This is a genomic window from Mycobacterium bohemicum DSM 44277 (assembly GCF_001053185.1).
Classification (GTDB): domain Bacteria; phylum Actinomycetota; class Actinomycetes; order Mycobacteriales; family Mycobacteriaceae; genus Mycobacterium; species Mycobacterium bohemicum.
On sequence record NZ_CSTD01000008.1, the window covers coordinates 20,670 to 47,020 of the forward strand.

Annotated in this window: 21 protein-coding genes and 2 pseudogenes; 10 read left to right on the top strand and 13 right to left on the bottom strand. The window is 71.1% G+C overall.

All coding sequences use genetic code 11. The features are described 5' to 3' along the window. The 3 genes and pseudogenes from BN971_RS23920 to BN971_RS23925 all read left to right on the top strand — a co-directional run. The coding region (locus BN971_RS23920) for an ATP-binding cassette domain-containing protein (RefSeq protein ID WP_211704245.1) at positions 1–2,097 on the top strand (2,097 nt) is incomplete at its 5' end. A 59-nt stretch (positions 2,098–2,156) separates the two neighbouring features. Beyond that, positions 2,157–2,363 (top strand): annotated as a pseudogene (locus BN971_RS26820) (FHA domain-containing protein); the annotation flags it as partial. Between the two features lie 229 nt (positions 2,364–2,592). After that, a complete protein-coding gene (locus BN971_RS23925; protein WP_428978079.1) occupies positions 2,593–4,629 on the top strand; it encodes an ATP-binding cassette domain-containing protein in 2,037 nt (678 codons plus the stop codon). Between the two features lie 4 nt (positions 4,630–4,633). Here BN971_RS23925 and BN971_RS23930 read toward each other — a convergent pair whose 3' ends face one another. From BN971_RS23930 to BN971_RS23950, 5 genes and pseudogenes are all read right to left on the bottom strand, one after another. After that, positions 4,634–5,188 (bottom strand): pentapeptide repeat-containing protein, encoded by a 555-nt coding sequence (locus BN971_RS23930; RefSeq protein WP_085180151.1) that lies wholly within the window; start codon positions 5,186–5,188, stop codon positions 4,634–4,636. 8 nt (positions 5,189–5,196) lie between these two features. Continuing rightward, positions 5,197–5,772 (bottom strand): GTP-binding protein, encoded by a 576-nt coding sequence (locus tag BN971_RS23935; RefSeq protein ID WP_085180150.1) that lies wholly within the window; start codon positions 5,770–5,772, stop codon positions 5,197–5,199. After that, entirely contained in the window at positions 5,753–6,127 is a 375-nt protein-coding gene (locus BN971_RS23940) for a DUF742 domain-containing protein (protein ID WP_085180149.1), read from the bottom strand. The genes BN971_RS23935 and BN971_RS23940 overlap by 20 nt, the downstream gene beginning before the upstream one ends. Before the next feature lie 15 nt (positions 6,128–6,142). After that, positions 6,143–6,544: a serine protease inhibitor gene (locus tag BN971_RS23945; protein WP_085180148.1), complete on the bottom strand. Its 402-nt coding sequence runs from the start codon at positions 6,542–6,544 to the stop codon at positions 6,143–6,145. Between the two features lie 775 nt (positions 6,545–7,319). Continuing rightward, positions 7,320–9,245 (bottom strand): annotated as a pseudogene (locus BN971_RS23950) (sensor histidine kinase); the annotation flags it as partial. 248 nt (positions 9,246–9,493) lie between these two features. Between BN971_RS23950 and BN971_RS23955 the strand changes: the two are divergent. Continuing rightward, positions 9,494–9,958, top strand: a complete 465-nt coding sequence (locus tag BN971_RS23955) for a tRNA (cytidine(34)-2'-O)-methyltransferase (RefSeq protein WP_085180146.1) — start codon at positions 9,494–9,496, stop codon at positions 9,956–9,958. Here BN971_RS23955 and BN971_RS23960 read toward each other — a convergent pair whose 3' ends face one another. The 3 genes from BN971_RS23960 to BN971_RS23970 form a co-directional block, all read right to left on the bottom strand. Continuing rightward, on the bottom strand, positions 9,959–10,603 hold the full coding sequence (locus BN971_RS23960; RefSeq protein ID WP_085180145.1) for a nitroreductase family protein: 645 nt from the start codon (positions 10,601–10,603) through the stop codon (positions 9,959–9,961). It abuts the gene before it with no gap. 86 nt (positions 10,604–10,689) lie between these two features. Then, positions 10,690–11,028, bottom strand: a complete 339-nt coding sequence (locus tag BN971_RS23965) for a hypothetical protein (protein WP_085180144.1) — start codon at positions 11,026–11,028, stop codon at positions 10,690–10,692. Between the two features lie 219 nt (positions 11,029–11,247). Next, complete coding sequence (locus tag BN971_RS23970) at positions 11,248–14,577, bottom strand: error-prone DNA polymerase (RefSeq protein WP_085180143.1); 3,330 nt, start codon at positions 14,575–14,577, stop codon at positions 11,248–11,250. Positions 14,578–14,664: 87 nt separating this feature from the next. Here BN971_RS23970 and otsB point away from each other — a divergent pair, with 87 nt between their 5' ends. Further along, complete coding sequence (gene otsB / locus BN971_RS23975) at positions 14,665–15,912, top strand: trehalose-phosphatase (RefSeq protein ID WP_085180142.1); 1,248 nt, start codon at positions 14,665–14,667, stop codon at positions 15,910–15,912. A 4-nt stretch (positions 15,913–15,916) separates the two neighbouring features. Here otsB and BN971_RS23980 read toward each other — a convergent pair whose 3' ends face one another. Next, positions 15,917–16,789, bottom strand: coding sequence for a MaoC family dehydratase (locus tag BN971_RS23980; protein ID WP_085180141.1), 873 nt, complete (start codon positions 16,787–16,789; stop codon positions 15,917–15,919). Positions 16,790–16,871: 82 nt separating this feature from the next. Here BN971_RS23980 and BN971_RS23985 point away from each other — a divergent pair, with 82 nt between their 5' ends. The 5 genes from BN971_RS23985 to BN971_RS24005 all read left to right on the top strand — a co-directional run bounded on the left by BN971_RS23985 (position 16,872) and on the right by BN971_RS24005 (position 21,832). Continuing rightward, positions 16,872–17,570 carry a histidine phosphatase family protein gene (locus BN971_RS23985; RefSeq protein ID WP_085180140.1) on the top strand — a complete coding sequence of 233 codons (699 nt, stop codon included), beginning with the start codon at positions 16,872–16,874 and terminating at the stop codon, positions 17,568–17,570. A 51-nt stretch (positions 17,571–17,621) separates the two neighbouring features. Then, the gene (locus tag BN971_RS23990; RefSeq protein WP_085180139.1) at positions 17,622–19,619 is read left to right on the top strand and encodes an SDR family oxidoreductase; all 1,998 of its coding nucleotides are present in this window, start codon (positions 17,622–17,624) and stop codon (positions 19,617–19,619) included. A 127-nt stretch (positions 19,620–19,746) separates the two neighbouring features. After that, positions 19,747–20,424: a 2OG-Fe dioxygenase family protein gene (locus BN971_RS23995; protein ID WP_085180178.1), complete on the top strand. Its 678-nt coding sequence runs from the start codon at positions 19,747–19,749 to the stop codon at positions 20,422–20,424. Continuing rightward, the gene (locus tag BN971_RS24000) at positions 20,421–21,383 is read left to right on the top strand and encodes a nucleoside hydrolase (protein ID WP_085180138.1); all 963 of its coding nucleotides are present in this window, start codon (positions 20,421–20,423) and stop codon (positions 21,381–21,383) included. The genes BN971_RS23995 and BN971_RS24000 overlap by 4 nt, the downstream gene beginning before the upstream one ends. Next, the gene (locus BN971_RS24005; protein ID WP_085180137.1) at positions 21,380–21,832 is read left to right on the top strand and encodes a hypothetical protein; all 453 of its coding nucleotides are present in this window, start codon (positions 21,380–21,382) and stop codon (positions 21,830–21,832) included. The genes BN971_RS24000 and BN971_RS24005 overlap by 4 nt, the downstream gene beginning before the upstream one ends. 4 nt (positions 21,833–21,836) lie before the next feature. On the opposite strand, the gene BN971_RS24855 is transcribed toward BN971_RS24005, so the two are convergent. The 4 genes from BN971_RS24855 to guaA all read right to left on the bottom strand — a co-directional run bounded on the left by BN971_RS24855 (position 21,837) and on the right by guaA (position 26,332). Then, positions 21,837–22,127 carry a hypothetical protein gene (locus BN971_RS24855; protein WP_139027170.1) on the bottom strand — a complete coding sequence of 97 codons (291 nt, stop codon included), beginning with the start codon at positions 22,125–22,127 and terminating at the stop codon, positions 21,837–21,839. 242 nt (positions 22,128–22,369) lie between these two features. Further along, positions 22,370–23,866, bottom strand: coding sequence for a DNA polymerase Y family protein (locus tag BN971_RS24010; RefSeq protein WP_428978080.1), 1,497 nt, complete (start codon positions 23,864–23,866; stop codon positions 22,370–22,372). Continuing rightward, complete coding sequence (locus BN971_RS24015; RefSeq protein WP_085180136.1) at positions 23,827–24,504, bottom strand: hypothetical protein; 678 nt, start codon at positions 24,502–24,504, stop codon at positions 23,827–23,829. The genes BN971_RS24010 and BN971_RS24015 overlap by 40 nt, the downstream gene beginning before the upstream one ends. Before the next feature lie 244 nt (positions 24,505–24,748). Continuing rightward, positions 24,749–26,332 carry a glutamine-hydrolyzing GMP synthase gene (guaA, locus tag BN971_RS24020; RefSeq protein WP_085180135.1) on the bottom strand — a complete coding sequence of 528 codons (1,584 nt, stop codon included), beginning with the start codon at positions 26,330–26,332 and terminating at the stop codon, positions 24,749–24,751. Positions 26,333–26,351: the final 19 nt, after the last annotated feature.

Sequence of the window (26,351 nt, forward strand, 5' to 3'; positions counted from 1 at the left end):
GCGGCGTATCCGCCCGGCGCGCCGCCCCCGGGCAGTTTCCAGCAGCCACAGATGGCCGCCGGCGTGCCTGCCACGCAGATGTCGGCCAGCGTGGCCAAGCCGCCGGAGATGTCGAATCTGGCGACCAAGATGTTCAACGCGCTGCTGCCGTCGCGGTCCGGGGCGATGCAGAAACCGTCGGGCGCTCAGACGATCGGCCGCTCCACCGACAACGACATCGTCATTCAGGACGTCCTGGCCTCGCGCCACCACGCGTTCTTGACCCAGACCCCGCTGGGCACCGAGATCCGCGACGCGCACAGCGTCAACGGAACGTTCGTCAACGGTGTCCGGGTGGGGTCGGCGCTGCTGACCGAGGGCGACGTGGTCACGATCGGCAACGTCGACCTGGTGTTCACCCGCGACACCCTGGTGCGGCGCACCGAGGCGGCCACTCGCACCGGCGGCCTGGAGGTCAACGCGGTGTGCTACACCGTCGACCACGGAAAGCAGCTCCTCGACCATGTCTCGCTCACGGCGCGGCCAGGGACGCTGACGGCGATCATCGGCGGCTCCGGCGCGGGCAAGACCACGCTCTCGCGGCTGATCGTCGGCTACAACAACCCCACGTCCGGCACCGTGACCTTCGAAGGTCACGACATCCACCGCGAGTACGCGAACATGCGCAGCCGGATCGGAATGGTCCCACAGGACGACGTCGTGCACCGGCAGCTGACCGTCAACCAGGCCCTGAACTACGCGGCCGAACTCCGCCTGCCACCCGACACCAGCAAGCAGGAGCGGGCCCAAATCGTCGCTCAGGTGCTCGAAGAGCTGGACATGACCAGGCACGCCGACACCCGAGTCGACAACCTGTCGGGCGGCCAGCGCAAGCGCGCGTCGGTCGCGCTCGAGCTCCTCACCCAGCCGTCGCTGCTGCTGCTGGACGAGCCCACGTCCGGTCTGGACCCGGCGCTGGACCGGCAGGTCATGCTGATGATGCGTCAACTCGCGGATGCGGGCCGCGTGGTGCTGGTCGTCACCCACTCGGTGTCCTACCTGGATGTGTGTGACCAGATCTTGCTGATCGCGCCCGGCGGGAAGACCGCGTTCTGCGGGCCCCCCGACCAGGTCGAGGCCGCGATGGGCACCCGCAACTGGGCCGACATCTTCGCCAACGTGGGCGCCGATCCGGACGAGGCCAACCGCCGCTTCCGCGAACGCGCCCAACACGTGGAGCAGCCGCCCTCGCCGCAGAGCCCGGCGGACCTGGGCGAGCCACCCAAGACCGACCTGTGGCGCCAACTCTCCACGATCGCCCGCCGCCAGGTCCGGCTCGTCATTTCGGACCGGGGCTACACGATCTTTCTTGCGGTCTTGCCGTTCCTCATCGGCGCGCTTTCACTGACGGTGAAAGGCCCGAACCCCGGTCTCGGTCCCGCCGACCCGCTCGGCCCCGCGCCGACGCAGCCGCAGTACATCATGGTGCTGCTGAATATCGGCGCCGTCTTCATGGGCACCGCGCTGACCATCCGAGATCTCATCGGCGAGCGCGCCATCTTCCGCAGGGAGCAGGCCGTCGGCCTGTCGACCACCGCCTACCTGCTCGCCAAGATCGCGGTGTTCTGCGTCTTCGCGACGGCGCAGGCCGCGGTCGCGACGTTCATCGTGCAGCTCGGCAAGGGCGCGCCCACGGCGCATCCGCCGTTGTTCGGCAACTCGACGTTCGCGCTGTTCGTGACCGTGGCGGCCACCTGTGTGGCGTCGGCGATGCTGGGGCTGCTGCTGTCCGCCGTGGCGCAGTCCAACGAACAGATCATGCCGCTGTTGGTGGTCTCGATCATGTCGCAGCTGGTGTTGTCGAGCGGGATGATCCCGGTTTACCAGCGCGTCGGGCTCGAGCAGCTCGCGTGGCTCACACCGGCACGGTGGGGCTACGCCGCGGGGGCGTCGTCGATCGACTTCCCGAGTCTGGTGAAGGTCAAGCAAATCCCGACGAACGACCCGATCTGGCAGCACTCCACACACGTCATGCTGTTCGATCTCGCCATGCTCGCGGTGTTGTCCATGGGTTACACGGGCTTCGTCCGATGGCACATCCGACTGAAGCGGCACTGAGGCGGCGCTGAATTGGCACCGTCATCCGCGGCCAGCCAACCCGCTGCCCCGAGGGACGAATGAATCGGCCTGCTCAGCCCGTGCTGACGGTGCGATCCGGCCGGTCGCAGGTCAGCTTCGCGCCCGGCCGCGACATCGTCGTCGGCAGCGACGTGCGCGCCGACCTCCGCGTGGCGCATCCCCTGGTCGCCCGGGCGCATCTGCTGTTGCGCTTCGATCGCGGCAGGTGGACCGCGGTGGACAACAACTCGCTCAACGGCGTCTTCGTCAACGGCGACCGCGTCCCGGCGCTCGAGATCACCGACGGGCAGTCGGTCAGCATCGGCAAGCCGGACGGGCCGCTGATCACCTTCGAGGTCGGCCACCACAACGGGTCCGTCGGCGTGCTGCCGATGACGACGGAGTCGATCCCGGTGATCGCGCCGCCCGGCGAACCGCCACCGTCGCGGTCATGGCGGCAACCGCAGGCCGCGGCCAGGGCGACGCCGCCGCCGCGTGACACCGACCCCCAGCGCACCACCGCCATTCCGCAGCCCGCCGACCCAGATCGGGGTGACCGGCGAGGTCGCCGAGTTCCCGACGACCAGAATCGAAGCCGCCGGGAAAGCGGATTTGCGGGAGCCCGTGACGGGCACGGCGTGGATCGGCCGCTCGCTGGAGAACGACATCGTCGTCCACGACGTGTTGGCCTCGCGCCACCACGCCTTCGTCACCCCGACGCCCATCGGCGTGGAGATCCGCGACGCTCAGAGCATCAACGGGACCTTCGTCAACGGCATCCGCGTCGGCTCCGCGGTGCTCGCCGAGGGCGACGTGGTGACCATCGGCAACGTCGACCTGGTGTTCACCGGCGGCGCGCTGGTGCGCCGCGGGGAGGCGGCGACCCGGACCGGGGGCCTGGAGGTGCACGACGTCGACTTCGCCATCGACGGCAAGACCCTGCTCGAGCGGATCTCCCTGACGGCCCGGCCCGGAACACTGACCGCCATCATCGGCGGGTCCGGTGCGGGCAAGACGACGCTGTCTCGGCTCATCGCCGGGTACGCGACGCCGACAGCCGGCGCGGTGACGTTCGAGGGCCACGACATCCACGCGGAGTACGCGTCGCTGCGCAGCAGGATCGGGATGGTTCCGCAGGACGACGTCGTGCACCGCCAGCTCACGGTCAACCAGGCCCTGGGCTACGCGGCCGAACTGCGGCTGCCGCCCGACACCAGCCAAGCCGACCGCGCCCAGGTCGTGGCGGAGGTGCTCGACGAGCTGGGCCTCACCCCGCACGCCGACACCCGCGTCGACAAGCTCTCCGGCGGGCAGCGCAAGCGCGCCTCGGTGGCGCTGGAGCTGCTGACCGGGCCGTCGCTGCTGATCCTCGACGAGCCGACGTCGGGCCTGGACCCCGCGCTGGACCTGCAGGTCATGACGATGCTGCGCCAGCTCGCCGACGCCGGCCGGGTGGTGCTGGTGGTCACCCACTCGCTCACCTACCTCGATGTGTGCGACCAGGTGCTGCTGATGGCGCCCGGCGGCAAGACGGCCTACCTGGGCCCGCCCGGCCAGATCGGCGACGCGATGGGCACCACCAACTGGGCCCAGATCTTCGCCAAGGTGGGCGCCGACCCCGACGAGGCCAATCGCCGCTTCCTGGCGCGGAACAAGCGCCCGCCGGCGGCGCAGAAAGCGGCGCCGGCCGACCTGGGCGCCCCGGCGCACACCAGCATCCGTCGGCAGTTCTCCACGATCGCCCGCCGCCAGGTTCGCCTGGTCGTCTCCGACCGCGCCTATTTCGCCTTTCTGGCGGTGCTGCCGTTCATCCTGGGGGCGCTGTCGCTGACCGTTCCGGGCAGCACCGGCTTCGGCGTCGCCGCGCCGACCAGCGAGACCCCCGACGAGGCCGCGCAGATCCTGACCCTGCTGTCCATCGCCGGGGTGTTCATGGGCACGGCGCTGACCATCCGAGACCTGATCGGCGAGCGCGCCATCTTCCGGCGCGAGCAGGCGGTCGGCCTGTCCACCGGCGCCTACCTGAGCGCCAAGACCGCGGTGTTCTGCGTGTTCGCGATCGTGCAGGCGGCGATCGCGACAAGCATCGTGCTCGTGGGCAAGGGCGCGCCCAGCCAGCCGGCGGTGGTGCTCGGTAACGCCAGCCTGGAGCTGTTCGTCACCGTCGCCGCGACGTGCGTGGCCTCGGCGATCCTCGGGCTGGTGCTGTCGTCGATCGCCCGCTCCAACGAGCAGATCATGCCGCTGCTGGTGGTGTCGCTGATGCTGCAGCTGGTGCTGGGCGGCGGCATGGTGCCGATCACGGACCGTGTTTTCCTCGACCAGATGTCGTGGTTCATGCCGTCGCGCTGGGGCTACGCGGCGTCGGCGTCCACGGTCGACCTGTGGAAGCTGGTGCCCGGCACGCTGAGTCCCAAGGACAGCCACTGGAAGCACACCCCCGGCGCGTGGCTGCTCGACATGGGCATGCTCGCCGCGCTGTCGGTGATCTACTCCGTCGTCGTGCGGTGGCGCCTGCGGCTGCGGCGCTGACGGCTCAGCTATCCAACCGCAGCCCGTGGGCCTGAGCGAAAGCCACGGCCTGCCCGACGTCGACGCGGGCGCCCGTCAGCGCCGCGGTTCGCCACAGCGAGGGGTCGACCGTCGCGCCCCGCAGGTCGGCGCCGTCCAGCCGGGTACCGCTCGTGCGCGCGCCGCCGAGGTCGGCGCCGCGCAGCACGGCCTTGCGCAGGTCGGTCCCGACCAGACTCGCCTCCCGCAGCCGGCAGCCGCTCAGGTCGACGCCGCGCAGGTCGTTGCCGCCGAGGACGGTCAGCGCGAAATCCACGTCGTCGAACGTGATCGGCCGCATCCGGCAGTCGACGAACACCGAACCGAGCAGACTGCACCCCTCGAACACCGAGTGCCACAGCACGGTCCGCTCGAAGGTGCAATTGCGGAACGCCGAGCCCCGGTGGTGTGACTCGGCCAGGTTGGCGCCGCGGAAGTTGCACGCGGTGAACACGGTCCGCTCGGTGCGCAGTCGACTCAGGTCCGCGTCGGTGAAGTCGTCCCCGCCGAACTCGCGGTCGACCCATTGCGACTGCGGCATTGAAGCGCTCAGCTGGCCGCCAGCGTTTCCAGCGCGTACTCGCTCACCGCGATCAGCGCGTCCGTCGCCGACCGGCGATCGCGGGCGTCCACCGAGATCACCGGGATGTGCGGCGGCAGGGTCAGCGCCTCGCGGACCTCGGCGACCGGGTACCGCGGGGCGCCGTCGAACTCGTTCACCGCGATCAGGAACGGCAGCTTGCGGTGCTCGAAGAAGTCCACCGCCGCGAAGCTGTCCTGCAGCCGCCGGCAGTCGACCAGGATGATGGCGCCGATCGCGCCGCGCACCAGGTCATCCCACATGAACCAGAACCGGCGCTGGCCCGGGGTGCCGAACAGGTACAGGACAAGCTCCTCGTCCAGCGTGATCCGGCCGAAGTCCATGGCGACGGTGGTGGTCCGCTTGTCCGGGGTCGCCTCGAGCGCGTCGACGCCCGCCGACGCGTCGGTGAGCATCGCCTCGGTGCGCAGCGGCATGATCTCCGAAACGGCGCCGACGAACGTGGTCTTTCCGGCACCGAAGCCGCCCGCGATGACGATCTTCGTCGACGCGTGCGCCTCCCCCTCAGAGTGCTTTAAGGCCACGCAGGGTCCTTCCTATGAGTTCGTAGCGCTCGTCCCGGGTCGACCGCTCGGTCAATGTCCTATGCACCCGAAGGTAACCGGACAGCACCAGATCGCCGATCAGGACGCGCGCGACACCTATCGCCAGATCCAGCCGGGCCGCGATTTCCGCGACCGACGGGCTGCTCACGCACAGCTCGACGATCTTGCCCCTCGGATCGTCCGGCGGCCATTGGTGCGCCACACCGGCCCGCAGGCTTTGCACCGGCGCTTCCAGCGGCAGGTCGATCTCGGTGTGGGTGCGTCCCGCCGTCAGAGTGTAGGGACGGACGAGGCTCGGCTCGCGCCCGACCGGCCGGTGCTCGTGTTCGTCCATCGGGCTCTCACGGGCTCACTGCTGGGTGAAGGACCGGCGGGAGGACTCCACCATGCCGCCCACCCGTTCGACGAGCAGCGCCATCTCGTAGCCGATCTGGCCGATGTCGCAGGACGTCGCGGCCAGCGCGGCCAGGTTCGAGCCGTCGCCGACCCGCATGAGCAGCAGGTAGCCGTTCTGCATCTCGACCACCGACTGCAGCACGTGGCCGCCCTCGAACAGCTGCGCGGCGCCGGCGGCGAGGCTGGCCAGGCCCGAGGCCACCGCGGCCAGCTGGTCGGCCCGCTCGCGCGGCAGGTGCTCGCTGGCGGCGATGGGCAGCCCGTCGACGGACACCAGCAGGGCGTGGGCGACCCCCGGTACCTCGCGGGCGAACCGCGTCACGAGCCAATCGAGCGAATTGGAGGGTGACGTCATTCGCGGTCCTCTTCGCGGGCGTGCGAGCGCCCCGTGCGCACGCCGCCGAAATGGTTGCTGAACGAGGCGCGCACGGCCTCCGGGTCGCGCGCCAGGGGTTCGGAGTGCCGGGGTTGGCGGCCGTTGGACGCCTCGTCGTCGGCCTCGCCGGCCGCCGTCCCCGGGACCAGCCGCTCGCCCGGTTTGCGAACCGGGAGGCCGTGCCCGGCGGTGCGCGTCTCGACGGGCTTCTCCTCGGCCTCCGCGGCCAGCGACCAGCCGCGGTCCCACACCGACTGCCAGTCGAGGTCGGGGGTGTTGACGAGGTCGTGTGGGTCGCCGAGCATCTCCGAGAGCATCCGCCGGTAGATCACGTCCTCGTCGGCCGGGTCGGCCGGCGCCGCCGGGCGCGTGCGCGCCTCGGGGACGGACGCGCGGTCACCGGCGCCCGGAGCCGAAGCCTTTGACCGCGCGGCGAAGAACGCCGAGGTGTCCGACGCCGCCGGGGCCACGGGTTGCTCGGGCGCCGCCGGCGGGCTGCTCTGCGGGGCCGGTTTCGCGGTCTCCCACCAGGGGGTGGGCGGCTCGCGCCGCGGCGGCTGCGGTTGCCGCTCGGCCGGCGCGGCGGGGACCTCCGTGATGCCGCTGGAACCCGGGTCCCGTCGCGGCAGCAGCGTGACCGGCTGCTCGGGATCCTGTGAACCGTTGTGGTGGACCGGCCGGGGTTCTCGGGCGCCCTGCGGCGCCGCAAACACGGTGGTGGGGTGGGCGGCGGACGCCGCGACGGGGGTGGCCTCCGGCTGCACGGCCGGCGCGGCGCCCTCGAGCACCGTGGGCGGCAGGTAGATCTCGGCGGTGGTGCCGGAACCGGACTCGTGGGCGGCCGGACCGCGCAGCCCCACCCGGATGCCGTGCCGGGCGGCGATGCGGCCGACCACAAACAGGCCCATGTGGCGGGCGTTGTCCGGGGTAACGTCGCCACCGTCCTGCAGCCGCATGTTGGCGATGCGCCGGTCGGCGTCGTTCATGCCGAGCCCGGAGTCGGAGATCCGCAGCACCACCCCCTCGTCGCCGCCGCGGGCGGCGGACACCCGGACCGTCGTCGTGGGCGGCGAGTAGCGCAGGGCGTTGTCGATCAGCTCGGCGAACAGGTGGATGACGCCGCCGGCCACCGCACCGAGCACCGCGCAGTCGGGCAGCGCGACAACGTCCACCCGCCGGTAGTCCTCGACCTCGGACACGGCGGCGTTGATCAGGGTCGACAGCGGCACCGGGTCGCGCTGGTCGCGGGCGAGTTGCGCGCCGGCCAGCACCAGCAGGTTGGCGCTGTTGCGGCGCAGCCGCGCGGCGAGGTGATCCAGGCGGAACAGGCTGTCGAGGCGTTCGGGGTCCTCTTCGTTGCGCTCCAGCCGGTCGATGAGCTGCAGTTGCTGGTCGACCAGGGAACGGCTGCGCCGCGACATCGTCTCGAACATGTCGTTGACCAGCAGCCGCAGCCGCGCCTCGTCGCCGGCCAGCAGCAGGGCCTGGGTGTGCAGCTCGTCGACCGCATGGGCGACCTGGCCGATCTCCTCGGTGGTGTACACCGGCAGGGGCTCCGGCGTCGGGGTCACCCCGCCGGCCTTGACCCGGGCGACCTCATCCTCGAGGTCGGTGTGGGCGACCTTGAGCGCGCCGTCGCGCAGCACGCGCAGCGGCCGGACCAGAGCGCGGGCCACCAGCAGCACGACGGCAAGCGCCACGACGATCGCGGTCAGCACCACGACGGCGTCGACGATGGCGGCGGTGCGCCGATCGGCGGCCGCGGAGTGCACCGACTTGGTGACCGACGCGGTGGCGTCGGTGATGACCTGCTCGGCGATGTCGTCGGTGGTCTGGATCGAGCGCAGCAGGTCGGCGTTGTCGACGAGCGGGACGGCCGGGTCCGACATGAGCGCCATCCGGGTAACCATCTGCTGCTGCAGGGCCTTGGCGTCCGCCGAGCCGGCGCCGAGGACTTCGCTCATCCCGAACAGGGTCGACGGTTCGGTGCCGGCCAGGGTGATCATCGACGTCCGCAACTGCGGCTCGGGCAGGTCGGCGCCGCGGGTCACCAGGATCTTCTGCATGGTCATCTGCCCGCGCGCCCCGACCGCGCGGCTCAGGCCCTGCGCCTGGGCGCGGACCTTCTCGTCGTCGACCCGCACCGACGCGTTGATCACGTCCTCGGCCGTCAGCAGGATCGGCGCGTAGGTGGTGACGCGGTCGCGCAAACCGATGCTGTTGCCGGCCACCTTGTCCAGCAGCGACTGCCCCCCGCCCAGCAGGGTGGTCACGCCGGAACGGACGTCGGGGCTCACGTCGGTGTCGGCCAGCCGCTGCTGCAGTTCGTGCTTGCGGGCGTCGTAGTTCTTCTTGGCGCCCTCGACGTCGCGGTCGGTCGAGTCGGCGAGCAGCGCGACGTCCAACGCCGACATGTACTTGGTGATCGCCGGCACCACGTCGGCGCGGGCGGCGGCCAGCCGCAGTTCGCCGGCGCCCGCCATCGCGGTGTGGATCCGCAGCGTCCCAAGGACCGTCGCCAGAATCAGCGGGACCAGCACGATCGCCAGGACTTTCCAGCGCACGGGCCAGTTGCTCGGCGCCCAGGACGGCGGGCGTTTGACCGGCGCCGCCGGGGCGGCGGCGGGGTCGCGGGCTGCGCCGCCTCGGCCGGATGGGCCGGGCGGTCGAACATGGTCACGTCGCCGCGGCCGCTCGAACGGCCGCCCTGCGCGCTGAATACGAGAGGCTCATGAAACTTCCTGCTTTATTTCCCACCCGCCGCGCGCAGACGGGCGCGAGCGGTCAATGTGGCAATTTCACGAGTATGACAGCCCGGCGCTCGGCTCACCAGAATCGTTACTGAGCAGAGACAGCTCTGTGGGGCGGGGGGTGTGCGAGCGCGGGCGCCATGGCAAACACCGCGGCGCGTTTTGCCATGATCGGCAGATGTTCCGGCTGCTGTTCTTTTCCCCGCGCATCCCGCCGAATACCGGCAATGCCATCCGGACCGCGGCGGCCACCGGCTGCGAGCTGCACCTGGTCGAGCCGCTGGGGTTCGACCTGTCCGAGCCCCAGTTGCGGCGGGCCGGACTCGACTACCACGACCTGGCGTCGGTGACCGTACATGCGTCGCTGCCGGCGGCGTGGCAGGCGCTGTTGCCGGCGCGGGTGTTCGCGTTCACGGCGCAGGCGTCCAGCCGATTCGCCGACATCGGTTACCGGCCCGGCGACGTGTTGATGTTCGGGCCCGAGCCCGACGGGTTGGACGCCGAGACCCTGGCCGACCCGAACGTCACCCAGCAGGTGCGCATACCCATGCTGGCGGGCCGGCGGTCGCTGAACCTGTCCAACGCCGCGGCCATCGCCGTATACGAGGCGTGGCGCCAGCAGGGGTACCCCGGGGCGGTGTGATTACCAGCCGTTCCAGTGCGTGACCTGCTCGGCGGGCAGGCGCTTGGCCGGCCGGAAGTCGGTGCCCTTGGTGTAGGCGATCGGGAACAGGCCGCCCTGGCTGTACTTCTCGTAAGGAATGCCGAGCACCTCGGCCGCCCGCTGTTCGCCGTCCCTGAGCAGGTGCAGCGTCGTCCAGCAGGTGCCGAGCCCGCGGGAGCGCAGCGCCAGGCAGAAGCTCCAGACCGCCGGGAACAGCGAGGCCCAGAAGGACACCCCGCCCAGCGGCGACTTGTCCTCGCGTCCTTCGATGCACGGGATCAGCAGCGCGGGCGCCTCGTGCATGCGCTCGGCGAGGTAGCTGGCCGAATCCCGCACCTTGCCCATCCGCTCCCCGCGGAGGTCACCCTGGCTGTAGTCGGGTGCGGGCGAGCTGAGGTAGCCGCGGGCGTTGGACCGGTAGATCTCGCCGAGCGCCTCGCGCTTGTCGGCGTCCTCGACGAACACCCAGTGCCAGCCCTGCGAATTGGAACCGGTCGGCGCCTGCAGCGCCAGTTCGAGGCACTCCGTCAACACGTCACGGCCGACGGGCCTGTCGAAGTCGAGGCGTTTGCGCACCGAGCGGGTGGTGGTCAGGACGTCGTCGACGGACAAGTTGAGGGTCATGGGGGCAGACTACTCCCGGCACATGAGTGCCGAACTGACACAAGGGGTTTGCGAAAGGCTGACGTGCGCGCGGCCGGGGTCGGCCTTCAGGCCGGCGGCGGCTGATCGGGCGGAATCGCCCCGCCGCAGCCCCCGGGCGGCGGTGGGCCCGGAAGGGGTTCGTCGCCGCCGACGCAGTCGTAATAGAACTGGGGCCCGACGAGCCAGGTCTTCATCCACTGATGCCAAAACGACCCGTCCGGGTACTTCTCGCCGTCGCACACGGCCAGATTGCCGTAACCCCATCGACCGCCCGGGCAGTAACCCTTCGTCATGTCCGGCTGGTGCGGATCGGGCGGATCGGCGCCGGCGGCCGCAGGGGGAATCACAAACGCCGCAACACAACCCAATATTGCGGCGCAATGGCGAGCAAGCCTGAAATTCATTTCGACTCCCGGGAAAGGTTGAATCGCAGCCGATTCGCGCTTTTCGACAGCTTACGACGCGACGGATTCGCGGTGTCGACTTTTCCGATTTTGCTGGCGCGAAGAAGCGGCCAGGTCAAGGCCTGATCCGTGCGATGCGCGGTTAGCCTGATCACCACGTCGGCGCGACGTTTCGGGTTTGTCCGCGACCCGCCGCATTGGCATACCTCGCGCGGGAATTCAGCGGAAGTCGCGGGATTTCGAGCCCACGCTCAGGGAGATACGACCCAACCGCTCGGCCACGACGGTAATCGCGCCGCTGGCATTCTGCAGCTGCCCGCGGACCAGCAGCGCCGGGGCGCTGTTCGCCAGCTTGCGATGCCGCGCCCACACCCCCGGCGTGCACAGCACGTTGACCATCCCGGTCTCGTCCTCCAGGTTGAGGAACGTCACCCCCCGGGCGGTCCCCGGCCGCTGCCGATGGGTCACCGCGCCCGCGATCAGCACGCGGTCGCCGTCGGGCACTCTCAGCAGCTTCTCGGCGGGCAGCACGCCCAGCGCGTCGAGGTCCTCGCGCAGGAACTGCGTCGGGTAGCTGTCCGGGGAAACGCCGGTGGCCCACACGTCGGCCGCGGCCAGTTCCAGCTCGCTCATTCCCGGCAGCGCCGGGATGTGCGACCCATCAGCACCGTGGGCACCCACCCCCGGCAACCGGTCCGGACGTTGCGTGGCGGCCGCCCCGGCCGCCCACAGCCCCTCCCGCCGGGACATGCCGAAGCAACCCAGCGCCCCGGCCGTCGCCAGCGCCTCGGCCTGCGGCACGGAAAGTTGCACCCGGCCGGTCAGGTCCAGCAGGGAAGTGAAGGGGCCGTTGGTGTTTCGCTCCTCGACCAGCCGCTCGGCGAGGTCGTCGCCGATGTGGCGGACGGCCCCCAGTCCGAGGCGCACCTCGGTTCCGGCGTGCTCGAGCGTGGCGTGGGCCAGGCTGGCGTTGACGTCCGGGCCGTGCACCGTCACGCCGTGCCGGCGCGCGTCGGCCACCAGCGACTGCGGCGAGTAGAAACCCATCGGCTGCGCGCGCAGCAGCGCCGCGCAGAACGCCGCCGGGTGGTGCAGCTTGAACCACGACGAGTAGAACACCAGCGACGCGAAGGACAGCGCGTGGCTCTCCGGGAAGCCGAAATTTGCGAAGGCCTCCAGCTTTTCGTAGGTCCGGTCGATCACCTCGTCACCGGCGCCGTGCAGCGCGCGCATGCCCTCGTAGAACCGGCCCCGCAGCCCGCGCATGCGCTCGGTGGAACGCTTGGAACCCATCGCGCGGCGCAGCTGGTCGGCCTCGGCGGCGCTAAAACCGGCGCAGTCGACCGCGAGCTGCATCAGCTGTTCCTGAAACAGCGGCACCCCCAGCGTCTTTCGCAGCGCCGGCTCCATGGACGGATGGTCGTAGACCACCGGGTCCAGCCCGTTGCGCCGCCGGATGTAGGGGTGCACCGACCCGCCCTGGATGGGCCCGGGGCGGATCAGCGCGACCTCCACCACCAGGTCGTAGAAGATCCGCGGCCTCAGCCGCGGCAGGGTGGCCATCTGCGCGCGCGACTCCACCTGGAAGACGCCGACGGAGTCCGCGCGGGCCAGCATCTCGTACACCGCCGGTTCGGACAGGTCGAGTTTGGCCAGGTCCACCTCGATGCCCTTGTGCTCGGCCACCAGGTCGATGGCGTAGTGCAGCGCGCTGAGCATGCCCAGCCCGAGCAGATCGAACTTCACCAAACCGATTGCCGCGCAGTCGTCCTTGTCCCACTGCAACACGCTGCGGTTCTCCATGCGCGCCCACTCGACCGGGCACACGTCGGCGATCGGGCGGTCGCAGATCACCATTCCCCCGGAATGAATGCCCATGTGCCGCGGCAGATTCCGGATCTGGTTGGCCAGCTCGACCACCTGTGGCGGGATGCCCTCGACATCCGGTGAATCCGCGAGCCCGTTCCAGTGGCCGAGCTGCTTGCTCCACGCGTCCTGCTGGCCCTGGGAGAAGCCCAGGGCGCGCGCCATGTCGCGCACCGCGATTCGCCCCCGGTAGGTGATGACGTTGGCGACCTGGGCGGCGTAGTCGCGGCCGTAGCGGTCGTAGACGTACTGGATGACCTTTTCGCGCTGGTCGGACTCGATGTCCATGTCGATGTCGGGCGGCCCGTCGCGGGCGGGCGACAGGAAGCGCTCGAACAACAGCTCGTTGGCCACCGGGTCCACCGCGGTGACACCCAGGGCATAGCAGACCGCGGAGTTGGCCGCCGATCCCCGGCCCTGACACAGGATGTTGTTCTCCCGGCAGAACCGGGCGATGTCGTGCACCACCAGGAAGTATCCCGGAAATTGCAGCTGGGCAATGACTTTCAGCTCGTGCTCGATCTGGGCGTACGCCCGCGGCGCGGCATCGGGGAGCCCGTAGCGGTTCCGCGCCCCCGTCATCGTCAGCTGCCGCAGCCAGCTGTCCTCGGTGTGCCCGTCGGGCACGTCGAACGGCGGCAGCTGCGGCGCGATGAGGGCCAGCCCGAACGCGCACTGCTTGCCGAGCTCGGCGGCGGCGCTCACCGCCTCGGGACACCACGCGAACATGCGGGCCATCTCCTCGCCGGACCGCAGGTGCGCGCCGCCCAGCGGGGCCAGCCACCCGGCGGCGGCGTCCAGCGACTGCCGCGCCCGGATGGCGCCCATCGCCATGGCCAGCCGGCCGCGCGACGGGCCCGCGAAATGCGCCCCGGTGGTGGCGACCACGCCGACACCGAAGCGCGGCGCCAGCGCGGCCAGCGCGGCGTTGCGCTCGTCGTCGAGCGGGTGGCCGTGGTGGGTCAGCTCGATGCTGACCCGCTGGGAGCCGAACCGGTCCACCAGGTCGGCCAGGGCCCGTTCCGCGGCTTCCGGACCGCCGCCGGAAAGCGCTTGTCGCACATGGCCTTTACGGCAGCCGGTCAGAATGTGCCAGTGCCCGCCGGCGGCCTGGGTCAGCGCGTCGAAGTCGTAGCGCGGCTTGCCCTTCTCGCCGCCGGCCAGGTGGGCGGCGGCAAGTTGCCGCGACAGCCGCCGGTAGCCTTCCGGGCCGCGGGCCAGCACCAGCAGGTGCGGGCCGGGCGGATCGGGCACCTCGGTGCGGGCACAGACCCCAATGTCGCCGCCTTCGCGGCTCTGACGCCCCAAAGACAGCTCGGCCCCGAACACGGTGCGGATGTCGAGTTCGGCGGCCGCCTCGGCGAACCGCACCGCCCCGTACAGGCCGTCGTGGTCGGTCAGCGCCAGCGCGCGCAGGCCCAGCCGCGCGGCCTCCTCGACCAGCTCCTCCGGGGTGCCGGCCCCGTCGAGGAAGCTGAACGCCGAATGCGCGTGCAGCTCGGCGTAGGGAACGAACGAGCGCTCCCGTTTGCCGTCGGCCGGCGGGCGATACGCCGCGCGCCTGGGCGAGCGGGGGGCCTCGTCGGCCGGCGTGGCCGACACCGGCGCGCCGGCATGGCGCGGCTTGCCGTCGAGCACGCGCTCCATTTCCGCCCAGCTCGGCGGCCCGTTGAACCATCCCACGGACGACAGTGTATCGAAAGTATGTTCGAATCATTAGGGATGGCACCTGACCTGGCCGCGGGCCGGCGCACCTGAGAAGGTGTGTCCATGCCCGTCACCATCGATGCCCGCCGCCACGACGCGGTGCTGTTCGACCTCGACGCCGTGGCGGCCGAGGGCAGCCCGTCGGAGTCCGCCCTTGACCTGGTCCGGCAATTGCGGGCCGTCGGGATCGGCACCGGAGTCTTGTCGGCGGATCCGGAACACCCCGAAGCGCTGGCGTCGGCCGGCGTCGGCGACCTGTTCGCCGCCGTGGTCGTCGGGGATCCGGTCGAGGCGGCCACGCGCCTGGCGGTGCGGCCCGGCAGGTGTGTCGTCGTTGCGACCGACGTGTCCGGCGTCCGGGCCGCCCGCGCCGCCGGGTTCGCGTTGGTCGTCGGCGTGGCAAGGGGCCAAGGCGCGACGGAGCAGCGCGACGCCCTGCGGGCCGCCGGAGCCGACACCGCCGTCGCCGACCTCAGCGACATCGCCGTGCGGACCGGGGATCTCAGGATGTCGCAACTGCCCGACGCCCTGGCCGCGCAGGGCCTGGGGGACGGCAGGCCGGCGGTGTTCTACGACTTCGACGGCACGCTGTCGGACATCGTGAACGACCCCGACGCGGCGTGCCTGGTCGACGGCGCCGCGGAGGCGTTGCGGCAGTTGGCCGCACGGTGCCCGGTCGCCATCTTGTCCGGCCGCGACCTCGCCGACGTGACCGCCCGCATCGGCCTGCCGGGCATCTGGTATGCCGGCAGCCACGGTTTCGAGCTCACGGCGCCCGATGGCACCCACCACCAGAACGACGCCGCGGCCGCGGCCATCCCCGTGCTGGAGCGAGCGGCCGCCGAGCTGCGCGACCAACTCGGCTCCATTCCCGGGGTGTTGGTGGAGCACAAGCGCTTTGGCGTCGCCGTGCACTATCGCAATGCCGCCCGCGACCGGGTGGGCGAGGTGGCGGCGGCGGTGCGCGCGGCGGGCCGGCGCGACGAGCTTCGGGTGACCACCGGTCGCGAGGTGATCGAACTGCGCCCGGATATGGACTGGGACAAGGGTAAGACGCTGTGCTGGGTGATGGAACACCTGCGGGAATCCAGCCCCCATGCCCTGGTGCCGATCTACGTCGGCGACGACATCACCGACGAGGACGCGTTCGACGCGGTGCTGCAGGGCGATGTTCGCGGCGTCCCGATCCTGGTGCGCCACGGCGAAGACGGCGACCGCACCACGGCCGCGAAATTCGCCCTGGACAGCCCCGCCCAGGTCAGCGAGTTCACCGGGCGGCTGGCCCGGCAGCTGACTGACGACGGCACCTAGCTGGTCAGCCCGCCACGTATTCCACCGCGCCGTCGTCCAGCACCACGCGGGCGTCCGAACCCTCGGCGCCACTCGCCTCCGTGCGGAACACCGCCTTGCCGGGCTCGGTGCGCCAGATCAGCGTGGTCAGCGTCTCGCCGGGAAACACCGGCGAGCTGAATCGCGCGTCGATCGCGGTGACATTCGCGGCCACGCCCTTGCCCAGCTCGGCGACCAGCGCCCGGCCCGCCACCCCGTAGCTGCACAGCCCATGCAGGATCGGCTTGGGGAACCCGGCCATCTCGCGGGCGAACCAGGGGTCGCTGTGCAGCGGGTTGCGGTCACCGGACAGCCGATAGATCAGCGCCTGGTCCTCGCGGGTGGGCAGCGGGATGCGCGCGTCGGGCTCGCGGTCCGGGAACTCCGGCGCGACCGGCCGCTGCCCCGGCTGTCCCCCGAATCCGCCCTCGCCGCGGATCACCAGCGTGGTGAGCGTCTCGGCGACGAGCTCCCCCGAATCCGGGTCGGTGCCGCGGCCGCGCAACATCAGGATCGCGTTCTTGCCCTCGCCCTTGTCCTGGATGTCGGCGACCTCGCTGACCACCGACAGCTTGCCGGCGGGCGGCAGCGGGGCGTGCAGCCGGACCCCCTGCGACCCGTGTAAAAGCATGGCCCAGTTGAACGTTCCCACCTTGCCGGCCGCCCCGAACGCCGGGCAGCAGATCACCGCGTAGGTCGGCAGCACCTGCTGCGTGATGCCGTGGCTGTTCTCGGTGGTGAACGACAGGTCGTCGAGCCCGGCGCCGACCCCGAGCGCGTAGAGCAGCGTCTCCCGGTCCTTCCATTCGAACAGCATCGGCTCCGTCACCGCGCCGACGGCGCTCGGGTCAATGGCCATGGGGGGCTCCTTCCAAGCAGTTTTCGAATGCAACCATCGCAAACCCTTCCCACCGAAGCATCACGCAGGGCAGGCTATCGTCATGCGCAAGGGGAGCCTGATCTGGAAAGCGGCGGCCGTGCTCGCCGCAACGGTAATCGTCGGCGGCTGCGGCGGATCACCGCAGGCTCGCAGCATCACCCTCACGTTCATTCGGCACGCGCAGTCCCAGTCGAACGCCAGCGGGACCATCGACACCAGCGTTCCCGGGCCCGGCCTGACCCCCGAGGGCGAGTCCCAGGCGCAGCAACTGGCGCACACCCATCACGATTACGACGCCGTCTACGCGTCGACCATGGTGCGAGCCCAACAAACCGCCGCCCCGCTGGCCGCCGAACTCGGCAAGCAGGTCGAGGTGCTCCAGGGCCTGCAGGAGATCGATGCCGGGTGGTATGAGGGCAAACCCGTGACGATGGCCCCGTCGACGTACATGCTCGCGCCCGTGGACTGGCTCAACGGCGATCGACAGGACAGCATCCCGGGTTCGGTCAGCGGCAATCAGTTCAACGAGCGCTTCACCGCCGCGGTCGACAAGATCTACAACAGCGGCAACAGCAAGCCCGTGGTGTTCTCGCACCTGTACTCGATCATGTTCTGGACGCTGATGAACACCAAGAACGCCAAGGACAGCCTGGCGACCAGCCACCCCCTGCCCAACGTCGGCCGCGTCGTGATCACCGGCAACCCGGTGAACGGGTGGACCCTGGTGGACTGGGACGGCCTCCGCAACTTCTCGAACTGAGCCCCGGCCAGGGCGGTTGACCATTTCGCCCCAAGCCGCCACGATGGCCTGATGCGGTATGTCGTTACCGGCGGTACCGGGTTTATTGGTCGCCGCGTCGTCAGTCGGCTCCTGGAAATCCGGCCCGACGCCGAGGTGTGGGTCCTCGTACGCCGACAGTCGCTGAGCCGCTTCGAGCGCCTGGCGGCCGACTGGGGCCGACGGGTCAAGCCGCTGGTCGGCGAGCTGCCCGGCCTGGCGCTGACCGACGAGTCCATCGCCGACCTCGGGCACGTCGACCACGTCGTGCACTGCGCGGCCATCTACGACATCACCGCCGGCGAACCCGAGCAGCGGGCGGTGAATGTCGAGGGCACCCGCGCGGTCATCGACCTGGCCCGGCGCCTGGATTCGACGCTGCATCACGTGTCCTCGATCGCAGTGGCCGGTGACTTTCCCGGCGAGTACACCGAGGACGACTTCGACGTCGGCCAGCGGCTGCCGACGCCTTATCACCGGACAAAGTTCGAGGCCGAGATGCTCGTGCGGTCGACGTCCGGCCTGCGCTACCGCGTCTACCGGCCGGCGGTGGTCGTGGGCGATTCGCGCACGGGCGAGATGGACAAGGCCGACGGCCCGTATTACTTCTTCGGTGTGCTGGCCAAGTTGGCCGCGTTGCCGTCGGTGACGCCGATGCTGCTGCCCGACACCGGCCGCACCAACATCGTGCCGGTCGACTACGTCGTCGACGCGCTGGTCGCCCTCATGCACTGCGACGGCCCGGACGGCCGGACCTTCCATCTCACCGCGCCCGAAACCGTTGGGCTGCGCGACATCTACCGCGGGGTCGCGAAGGCGGCCGGGCTACCGCCGGCGCGGGGGTCACTGCCCGCCGCGGTGGCCGCCCCGGTGCTGAACGCGCGCGGGCGGGCCCGGGTGCTGCGCAACATGGCGGCCACCCAGCTGGGGCTGCCGGCCGAGGTCTTCGACCTCGTGGACCTCAAGCCGACATTCGTCAGCGACCAGACCCGAAGGGCGTTGCGGGGCACCGGTATCGACCTGCCCGACTTCGCGTCCTACGCCCCCGGGCTGTGGCGCTATTGGGCCGAGCACCTCGACCCCGACCGCGCCCGCCGCGGCGATCCCCTGCGTGGCCGGCACGTCATCATCACCGGGGCATCCAGCGGCATCGGCCGAGCGTCGGCGATCGCCGTCGCCGAGCGCGGCGCAACGGTTTTCGCGCTGGCCCGCAATGCCGAGGCGCTCGACGGCCTGGTCGCCGAGATCCGCGCCGGCGGTGGTGACGCGCACGCCTTCACGTGCGACGTCACCGACACGACGTCGGTGGAGCACACCATCAAGGACATCCTGGGCCGCTTCGACCACGTCGACTACCTGGTGAACAACGCCGGCCGGTCGATCCGACGCTCGGTGGTCAACTCCACCGAGCGCCTGCACGACTACGAGCGGGTGATGGCGGTCAACTATTTCGGGGCGGTGCGGATGGTGCTGGCGCTGCTGCCGCACTGGCGCGAACGCCGCTTCGGTCACGTGGTCAACGTCTCCAGCGCCGGCGTGCAGGCCCGCAACCCCAAGTACAGCTCGTACCTGCCGACCAAGGCCGCCCTGGACGCGTTCGCCGACGTGCTCTCCTCGGAGACGCTCTCGGACCGCATCACGTTCACCAACATCCATATGCCCCTTGTTCGTACGCCGATGATCGCGCCGTCGCACCGGCTCAACCCGGTGCCCGCGATCAGCCCGGAGCGGGCGGCCGCCATGGTGGTGCGCGGGCTGGTGGAGAAGCCGGCGCGCATCGACACCCCGCTGGGCACGCTCGCCGAAGTCGGCCACTACTTCGCGCCGCGAACCTCCAGGCGCATCCTCCACCAGCTGTACCTGGGCTATCCCGATTCGCCGGCAGCCCGCGGGTTGCCCGCCGAGCCGGCCGCCCCGCCACCTGAACGACGCAGGCCGCGGCGGCCGGCGCGTGCCATCGCGCGCGGTGTGCGCAGGACACCACGGCCGGTCAAGCGGTTGGTGCGCCTGGTACCCGGGGTGCATTGGTGAACGTCGTGGCGTTTTGGCGGCACCGGATTGCGGTATCCACAGCGCCGTGACCGTCTGCGACAACCGGACCGGCGCCGACCCGGTGACCGCCGCCGCCCGGTCCGTCGCCACGACGGGCGCCTGCCTGATGCCCTCGTTCGACGTGGCGCGGAGCCTGGGCGTCGGGCGGGAGGAATGGATCCGGTTCGCCCGGCACTGGGAAGACCTGGTGCCCGACCCCTACGCCGCGGAGCTGGGGGTCACGCGGCTGCGCCGCTACGGCCAGTACGGATTTCGCGACGGGGCCATGCGCCCGATACCGCCGAGCGTGTTCGCCCAGCCGGACGACTCCAATCCCCTCTACATCGGCAAGGACCGCGTCTTCGAGCCGCTGACCGTGGAATTCGCCCGCGATCGGTTGTTGCGGTCCGTGGTGGGCCTGCTGGCCCGGGTGGCCGAAGCCTTGGAGCCACTCGACGACGCGGCGGAATGGAACGTCAAGGTGCATCCGTTTCGCACCCGCTCCTCGCCGGGCGCCTCCGGTTACGGCGACGGCCAGCCGACCCCCGAGGGCCTGCACCGCGATGGGGTCACGCTGGTCAGCTCCCTGCTGATCGGGCGGCGCAACGCCATCGGCGGCGAGAGTCGGGTGTGCGACGGCGATCACCGGACGTTGCTGACGAGGACGCTGGCCGAGCCCGGCACGCTGCTGCTGGGCGACGATCGACGCACCCTGCACAGCGTTTCCACGATCCGGCCGATCGACAACTCCGGGCCCGCGCAGCGTGACGTCCTGGTGATCACCTTCGCGTCGCGTTGGCCATGACCGCCGTCTTCGTCGACGCCGACACCGGCATTGACGACGCGATGGCGCTGGTCTATCTGCTGGCCAGCCCCGGCGTCGACGTCGTCGGGATCGCCTCCACCGGTGGCAACATCCGCGTCGAGCAGGTCTGCGCCAACAACCTGGGGTTGCTCGAATTATGCCGGGCCACAAGCATTCCGGTGTCGCGGGGCGCCGACGAGCCGCTGCGCGGCCGGTGGCCGCGCGAGTCGAAGTTCCACGGCCCCAAGGGATTGGGCTATGCCGAGCTGCCCGGCACCCGGCTTCGGCTCACCGGCCACGACGCCACCGCCGCGTGGATTGGCGCGGCCCGCGCCCATCCCGGGACGCTGGTGGGGCTCGTCACCGGGCCGCTGACCAACCTGGCGCTGGCGCTGCGCGCCGAGCCCGAGCTGCCGACGCTGCTGAAGCGGCTGGTGATCATGGGCGGTGTGTTCGGGGACCCCGACATTGAGGCCAACCCGATGGCGGAATGGAACATCCGGGTCGACCCCGACGCGGCGAGCGAGGTCTTCGCCGGCTGGGCCGGGCGGCGGCAACTCCCGATCGTCTGTGGGCTGGACCTGACCCGGCGCGTCGCGATGACGCCGGGCATCCTGGCCCGGCTGGCCGCCGAAGCGGGACCGAGCCCGTTGCTAGGAGTGCTCCAGGACGCGATGCGGTTCTATTTCGAATCCCACGCGGAACGCGGCCACGGCTACGTCGCGTTCATGCACGACCCGCTGGCCGCCGCGGTGGCGGTGGACCCGGGGCTGGTCGCGACCCGCGCCGCGACGGTCGACGTCGAGCTGGCCGACAGCCCGGCCCGCGGCATCACGATCGCCGACCGGTCGGGCGGCCGAGAGCCCAACGCGCTCCTCGGTGTCGACGTCGACCCGGCGGCGTTCTTCGACCGGTTCGTCGATCGGGTCGGTTCTTTCGCGAGGAGGTTGAACGCATGAAATTCCGGGGCTTCGAGCTGTTGCGCGCCGGTTGGGGTGCTGTGCTGATGGCGGCGCCCGCCGGCGTGCTCAACCACATCCACGGCGTGGAGGTCGATCGCAAGGCGCTGGTGGTGACCCGCATCCTCGGGGCGCGTCACCTGGTGCAGGCGTCGTTCTCGGGCATCAACCCCGGCCCGGAGGTGCTGGCCGCCGGCATCTGGGTGGACACCGTGCACTCCATGACCGCGTTCGGCCTGGCCGCGGCGGACCGCCGCCGGGCGCGGGGCGGCATCGTCGACGGCGTCGTCGCCGCGCTGTGGGCGGGGCTGGCGTGGCGGCATCTGAACGCCGGCGAAGCCCGGACCACGACCGTGCGCGGTCGTGACCGGTTGGCCCGCACCGTCATCGGGGCTTTGCCCGGGGGTCGCCGGCTGATGGCCCGGGCGGAGGCGGTGCGGGCGCGCTGAGCCGTCACCGGCTCTCGTGGCGATGGGCTTCCCGCCCACGGGCCCACGTGCGAAACTGCGGACGCTTCAGCCGGTTACCCGTTGCGTCCGCGTCGCGACCACGGACCGACCTGCTCTTGCGCGGTGAATCGTCATGGGCCGCATCGTCGCCCGCACGGTCCCGCGCTGCCCCGTCCTCGGCGGGGCCGGACGACATCCACCGCGGCGCCCCCTGCAGTCCGGACGGCATGGGTTCGTGCAGCACGTCGGGCCGTCGACCGGCCTGGCAATAGATGCCGGTGGGATCGGTGTCCACCGAGCCCTCCCGGGGAACCCAGGTTCCCGACGGGTGCTGGACTATCGACTTCCCACAATGACGGCAGGTTGCCTCGTACACGTACGCCCCCAGTTCGCGCGGAGCCAGCGCCGCTCCCCCACGGCATGCTGTTATGTCAACTTTAAGCGACCAACCCCGGGAGGAGGAATGGCCGTTTTCAACCCAAGGTACCCGCTATCCGCGTGCGGCGTTTCGGGCGCCGAACAGGTTGGGGCGCCTCCTCACTCGTAACTTCCCTCCAGATACCAGCGCCGCTGCCGGTAGCAGAGCAGCAACGCCCGCTCGCGCTCCAGCAAGACCTGGGCACGGGCGGTTCGGCTCCCTCCGGTAGTTCCGGGGTCCCACCACCTCTCGTCGACCGACCACGGGCCGGCCCACCAGCGCAGCGCCTCGTCTTTGCCGGAGACGGTCAGCCGCGCGGGCTCGGCGGAGAACATCCCCCGGCCGGTCACCCGCACCGGATTCCCTTGGGCGTCAAGCAATTCCACCGGATCGTCGAGCAGCACCGCCGGCGAGGGCCCGGGCAGTTGCCCGGGCCACGGCAGCCCCGGGTCGGCGTGCGGCGCCGGCTCGTCGCCCAGCGGGGTCAACGTGATGCGCTCAGCCGGCCCGCGACCGCCGGACAGCACCGGCACCTGCACCGCTTCCGGGCCGAGCAGGCCCTGCACCCGCACCAGCGCCCGCCGGGCCCGCAGCCTGTCCTCCTCCCCCAACCCACCCCACAACGGCAGCTGCAGCGCCTCGGCGGACACCACCTCGACCGCCCGCAACCGCAGAAGCGTCACCGCCGCGGTGGGCCGCGACTCCCGCCTCCGGTTGCTCAGCCACCCATCCAGTTGCCAGCGCACCCGGTCCGCGGTGGCGTCCTCGGTCAGCGGCTCCGCGCACCGCCACACCCGGTTCAGCTCCTCCCCGTTGGCGGTGACGGCGTGAATGGCCAGCCGGGTGCAGCCCACCCCCGCGGCCATCAGCCTCTGGTGCAGCGCCCCGGCCAGTGAGCGCCCGGCGAACGCCGCGGCGTCCACCCGGTCGACCGGCGGGTCGCAGTCCAGCACGGCCTCCAGTTCGGGCGGCGGCTCCCGCCCGGACGGTCCGCGCTCGGGCTCGCCGCGGGCCAACCGGTGCGCGGCCACCCCGTCGGCGCCGAACCGGGACGCCACGTCGGCGGCCGACAGCGCGGCGAACTGCCCGATCGTGCGAATTCCCATGCGCCACAACAGATCCGTCAGGTCGTCCCGGCCGGGACCGCACAGGCTCGGCTCGGTGGCGAGCTGACGGATCGACAGCACCGACAGAAACTTGGCGTCGCCCCCCGGCGGGACGATGCGGCCCGCCCGCGCGGCGAAGACCGAGGTGGACAACTGGTCGGCGATGCCGACCTGGCACTCGGCACCCGCGGCGGCCACCGCGTCGACCAGCCGCTCGGCGGCGCCTTCCTCGGACCCGAAATAGCGCGCCGCCCCGCGCACGGGCAGTACCAGGAGACCGGGCCGCAGCACCTCGGCGCGGGGCACCAGATCGTCCACCGCCGCGACGACCCCCTCGAAAAAGCGGGCGTCACGGTCGGCGTCGGCGGTCGCGACGTGCAGTTGCGGGCACCGCGCCGCCGCCTCCCGGCCGCGGGCCAGTCCATGCACCAGATCGCCAGCACCCGGGAGGCCCTGATACCCATCCGTGCTCACCCGGCCCGCACCCGGGGGATCGTCCGCCCCGCGCACAACCCGCCGACCTCGAGGCGCACCCTGGCGATCCGCCCGAATCCGGGCGCCGGTTTGTCCCGGCGGCCGGGCGTGATCTCGTAGCCGCAGACCCGGGCCTCCAGCCGCGTCGGCGCCCCCTGCCAGTCACCGTCGGTGACCAGCAGGGTGCACCCTTTGTTGCGGGCCCGCGCCACCACGGCCCGCGCCCGGGTCTGCGGGACCCGGCGGCCGCCCAGCCCGAGGACCACCAGATCCATGCCGTCGATCAGCACCGCGGCCACCTCCACGGGATCCGTGCCGGGGTCCGGTATCACCGCGAGCCGGCTCAGGTCCGCCCCCATCTCCGCGGCTGCCAGCAGACCGAGGTCCGGCTGACCGACGATGGCCGCGTTGCCCCCGGCCGCCGTCACCGCGGCCACCACGCTCAGCAGCAGTGACCGCGCCCCCGAGAGCACGGCCACCGATCCGCGCGGCAATGCCACCGGCAGCGCGTCCGCCAGCCACTGCGGGAGCGCCAGCCGGGATTCGCCGTCCGGCAGCAGGTCATCCGCGCGGGCAACGATCGCCCCGGACATCTCGGCCATCCGACGGCGAAGCGATTCCAGCTGGTCAGCGCGGTTTTCCGGGAGTCGATCGGTGGCGAAAGCCGCAGTCATGACGAGCCTCCGATCCTCGGGTGTTCGAAAGTATGTTCGATCTACTCGGAGTAAACACCCGCCCTCCGACAAGCGTCAAGAAACGTGCGGGGCTGCTCATACGCTCGATGCTGGTGTGGCTGATGGTGCCTTTTCGGGGGCTGCTGACCGCCGCCTCACCGGCCGCGATTTCACCAGACATAAACCAGTGCGACCCCCGACGGCGTGTCGTCGCAACCGGTTATGTGTCGCGGGAAACCCGAACCTACTCCCACTCGATGGTGCCGGGCGGCTTGCTGGTGATGTCCAGCACGACGCGGTTGACCTCGGGCACCTCGTTGGTGATCCGGGTCGAGATGCGCTCGAGCACCTCGTAAGGCACGCGGGTCCAGTCGGCGGTCATGGCGTCCTCGCTCGACACCGGCCGCAGCACGATCGGGTGCCCGTAGGTGCGGTTGTCACCCTGCACCCCCACCGAGCGGACGTCGCCCAGCAGCACGACCGGACACTGCCAGATCAGGGCGTCCAGCCCGGCGGCGGTGAGTTCCTCGCGGGCGATCGAGTCGGCGCTGCGTAGCGTCGAAAGCCGCTGCGCGGTGACCTCGCCGACGATCCGGATGCCCAGCCCGGGTCCCGGAAAGGGCTGTCGCCCAACGATTTCCTCCGGCAGCCCGAGCTCCCTGCCGACGGCGCGCACCTCGTCCTTGAACAGCAGCCGCAGCGGCTCGACGAGCTTGAACTTCAGGTCGTCGGGCAGGCCGCCGACGTTGTGGTGGCTTTTGATGTTCGCCGTGCCGCTGCCCCCGCCGGACTCCACCACGTCCGGGTACAGCGTGCCCTGCACCAGGAACTCAGCCTCGGTTCCCTTGTCCCCCAAGATGTCCCGCACCGCGCCCTCGAACGCCCGGATGAACTGCCGGCCGATGATCTTGCGCTTGCCCTCGGGGTTGGTCACGCCCGTCAGCGCCTGCAGGAAGGTGTCCGCCGCGTCGACGGTGACGAGGTTGGCGCCGGTGGCGGCGACGAAGTCGCGCTGCACCTGATCGCGTTCGCCGGCCCGCAACAGCCCGTGGTCGACGAACACACACGTGAGCCGGTCGCCGATGGCCCGTTGCACCAGGGCGGCGGCCACCGCCGAGTCCACGCCACCGGACAGCCCGCAGATCGCGTGGCCGTCACCGATCTGCGCGCGCACCTGCTCGACGAGGGCCTCGGCGATGTTGGCGGGCGTCCAGTCCGCGCCCAGCCCGGCGAAGTCGTGCAGGAACCGGCTGAGCACCTGCTGCCCGTGCGGGGTGTGCATCACCTCCGGGTGGTACTGCACGCCGGCCAGTCGCCGCTCCCGGCTCTCGAAGGCGGCCACCGCGGCACCCGCGCTGCTGGCCACCACGTCGAACCCGTCCGGGGCGGCCGTCACCGCGTCGCCGTGGCTCATCCAGACCGGCTGAGTAGCGGGTAGCCCGGAATGCAACTCGCCGCCAAGCACTTTCAACTCGGTGCGGCCGTATTCGCTGGTGCCCGTGTGGGCGACGGTCCCGCCGAGCGCCTGCGCCATGGCCTGGAAGCCGTAGCAGATGCCGAACACCGGCAGCCCCAGGTCGAACAGCGCCGGATCGAGCTGCGGGGCGCCCTCGGTGTAGACGCTGGCCGGGCCCCCGGAGAGCACCACGGCCAGCGGGTCGCGGGCCTTGATCTCCTCGACAGTGGCGGTGTGCGGGATCACCTCGGAAAAGATCCTCGCCTCGCGGACGCGCCGGGCGATCAATTGCGCATACTGCGCCCCGAAGTCGACGACCAGCACGGGCCGAGCCGGCGTTGCGGATGCATCCTTGTCAGCGGGTTCGGCCACGAGCCGTAAGTCTAGTGGC

Coding starts and splice junctions, on each gene's coding strand:
- BN971_RS23930 (WP_085180151.1), bottom strand. CDS start 5,188: ATGCCGCAGTCGCAATGGGTCGACCGCGAGTTCGGCGGGGACGACTTC.
- BN971_RS23940 (WP_085180149.1), bottom strand. CDS start 6,127: ATGGACGAACACGAGCACCGGCCGGTCGGGCGCGAGCCGAGCCTCGTC.
- BN971_RS23945 (WP_085180148.1), bottom strand. CDS start 6,544: ATGACGTCACCCTCCAATTCGCTCGATTGGCTCGTGACGCGGTTCGCC.
- BN971_RS23955 (WP_085180146.1), top strand. CDS start 9,494: ATGTTCCGGCTGCTGTTCTTTTCCCCGCGCATCCCGCCGAATACCGGC.
- BN971_RS23960 (WP_085180145.1), bottom strand. CDS start 10,603: ATGACCCTCAACTTGTCCGTCGACGACGTCCTGACCACCACCCGCTCG.
- BN971_RS23965 (WP_085180144.1), bottom strand. CDS start 11,028: ATGAATTTCAGGCTTGCTCGCCATTGCGCCGCAATATTGGGTTGTGTT.
- otsB (WP_085180142.1), top strand. CDS start 14,665: ATGCCCGTCACCATCGATGCCCGCCGCCACGACGCGGTGCTGTTCGAC.
- BN971_RS23980 (WP_085180141.1), bottom strand. CDS start 16,789: ATGGCCATTGACCCGAGCGCCGTCGGCGCGGTGACGGAGCCGATGCTG.
- BN971_RS23985 (WP_085180140.1), top strand. CDS start 16,872: ATGCGCAAGGGGAGCCTGATCTGGAAAGCGGCGGCCGTGCTCGCCGCA.
- BN971_RS23990 (WP_085180139.1), top strand. CDS start 17,622: ATGCGGTATGTCGTTACCGGCGGTACCGGGTTTATTGGTCGCCGCGTC.
- BN971_RS23995 (WP_085180178.1), top strand. CDS start 19,747: ATGCCCTCGTTCGACGTGGCGCGGAGCCTGGGCGTCGGGCGGGAGGAA.
- BN971_RS24000 (WP_085180138.1), top strand. CDS start 20,421: ATGACCGCCGTCTTCGTCGACGCCGACACCGGCATTGACGACGCGATG.
- BN971_RS24005 (WP_085180137.1), top strand. CDS start 21,380: ATGAAATTCCGGGGCTTCGAGCTGTTGCGCGCCGGTTGGGGTGCTGTG.
- BN971_RS24015 (WP_085180136.1), bottom strand. CDS start 24,504: ATGACTGCGGCTTTCGCCACCGATCGACTCCCGGAAAACCGCGCTGAC.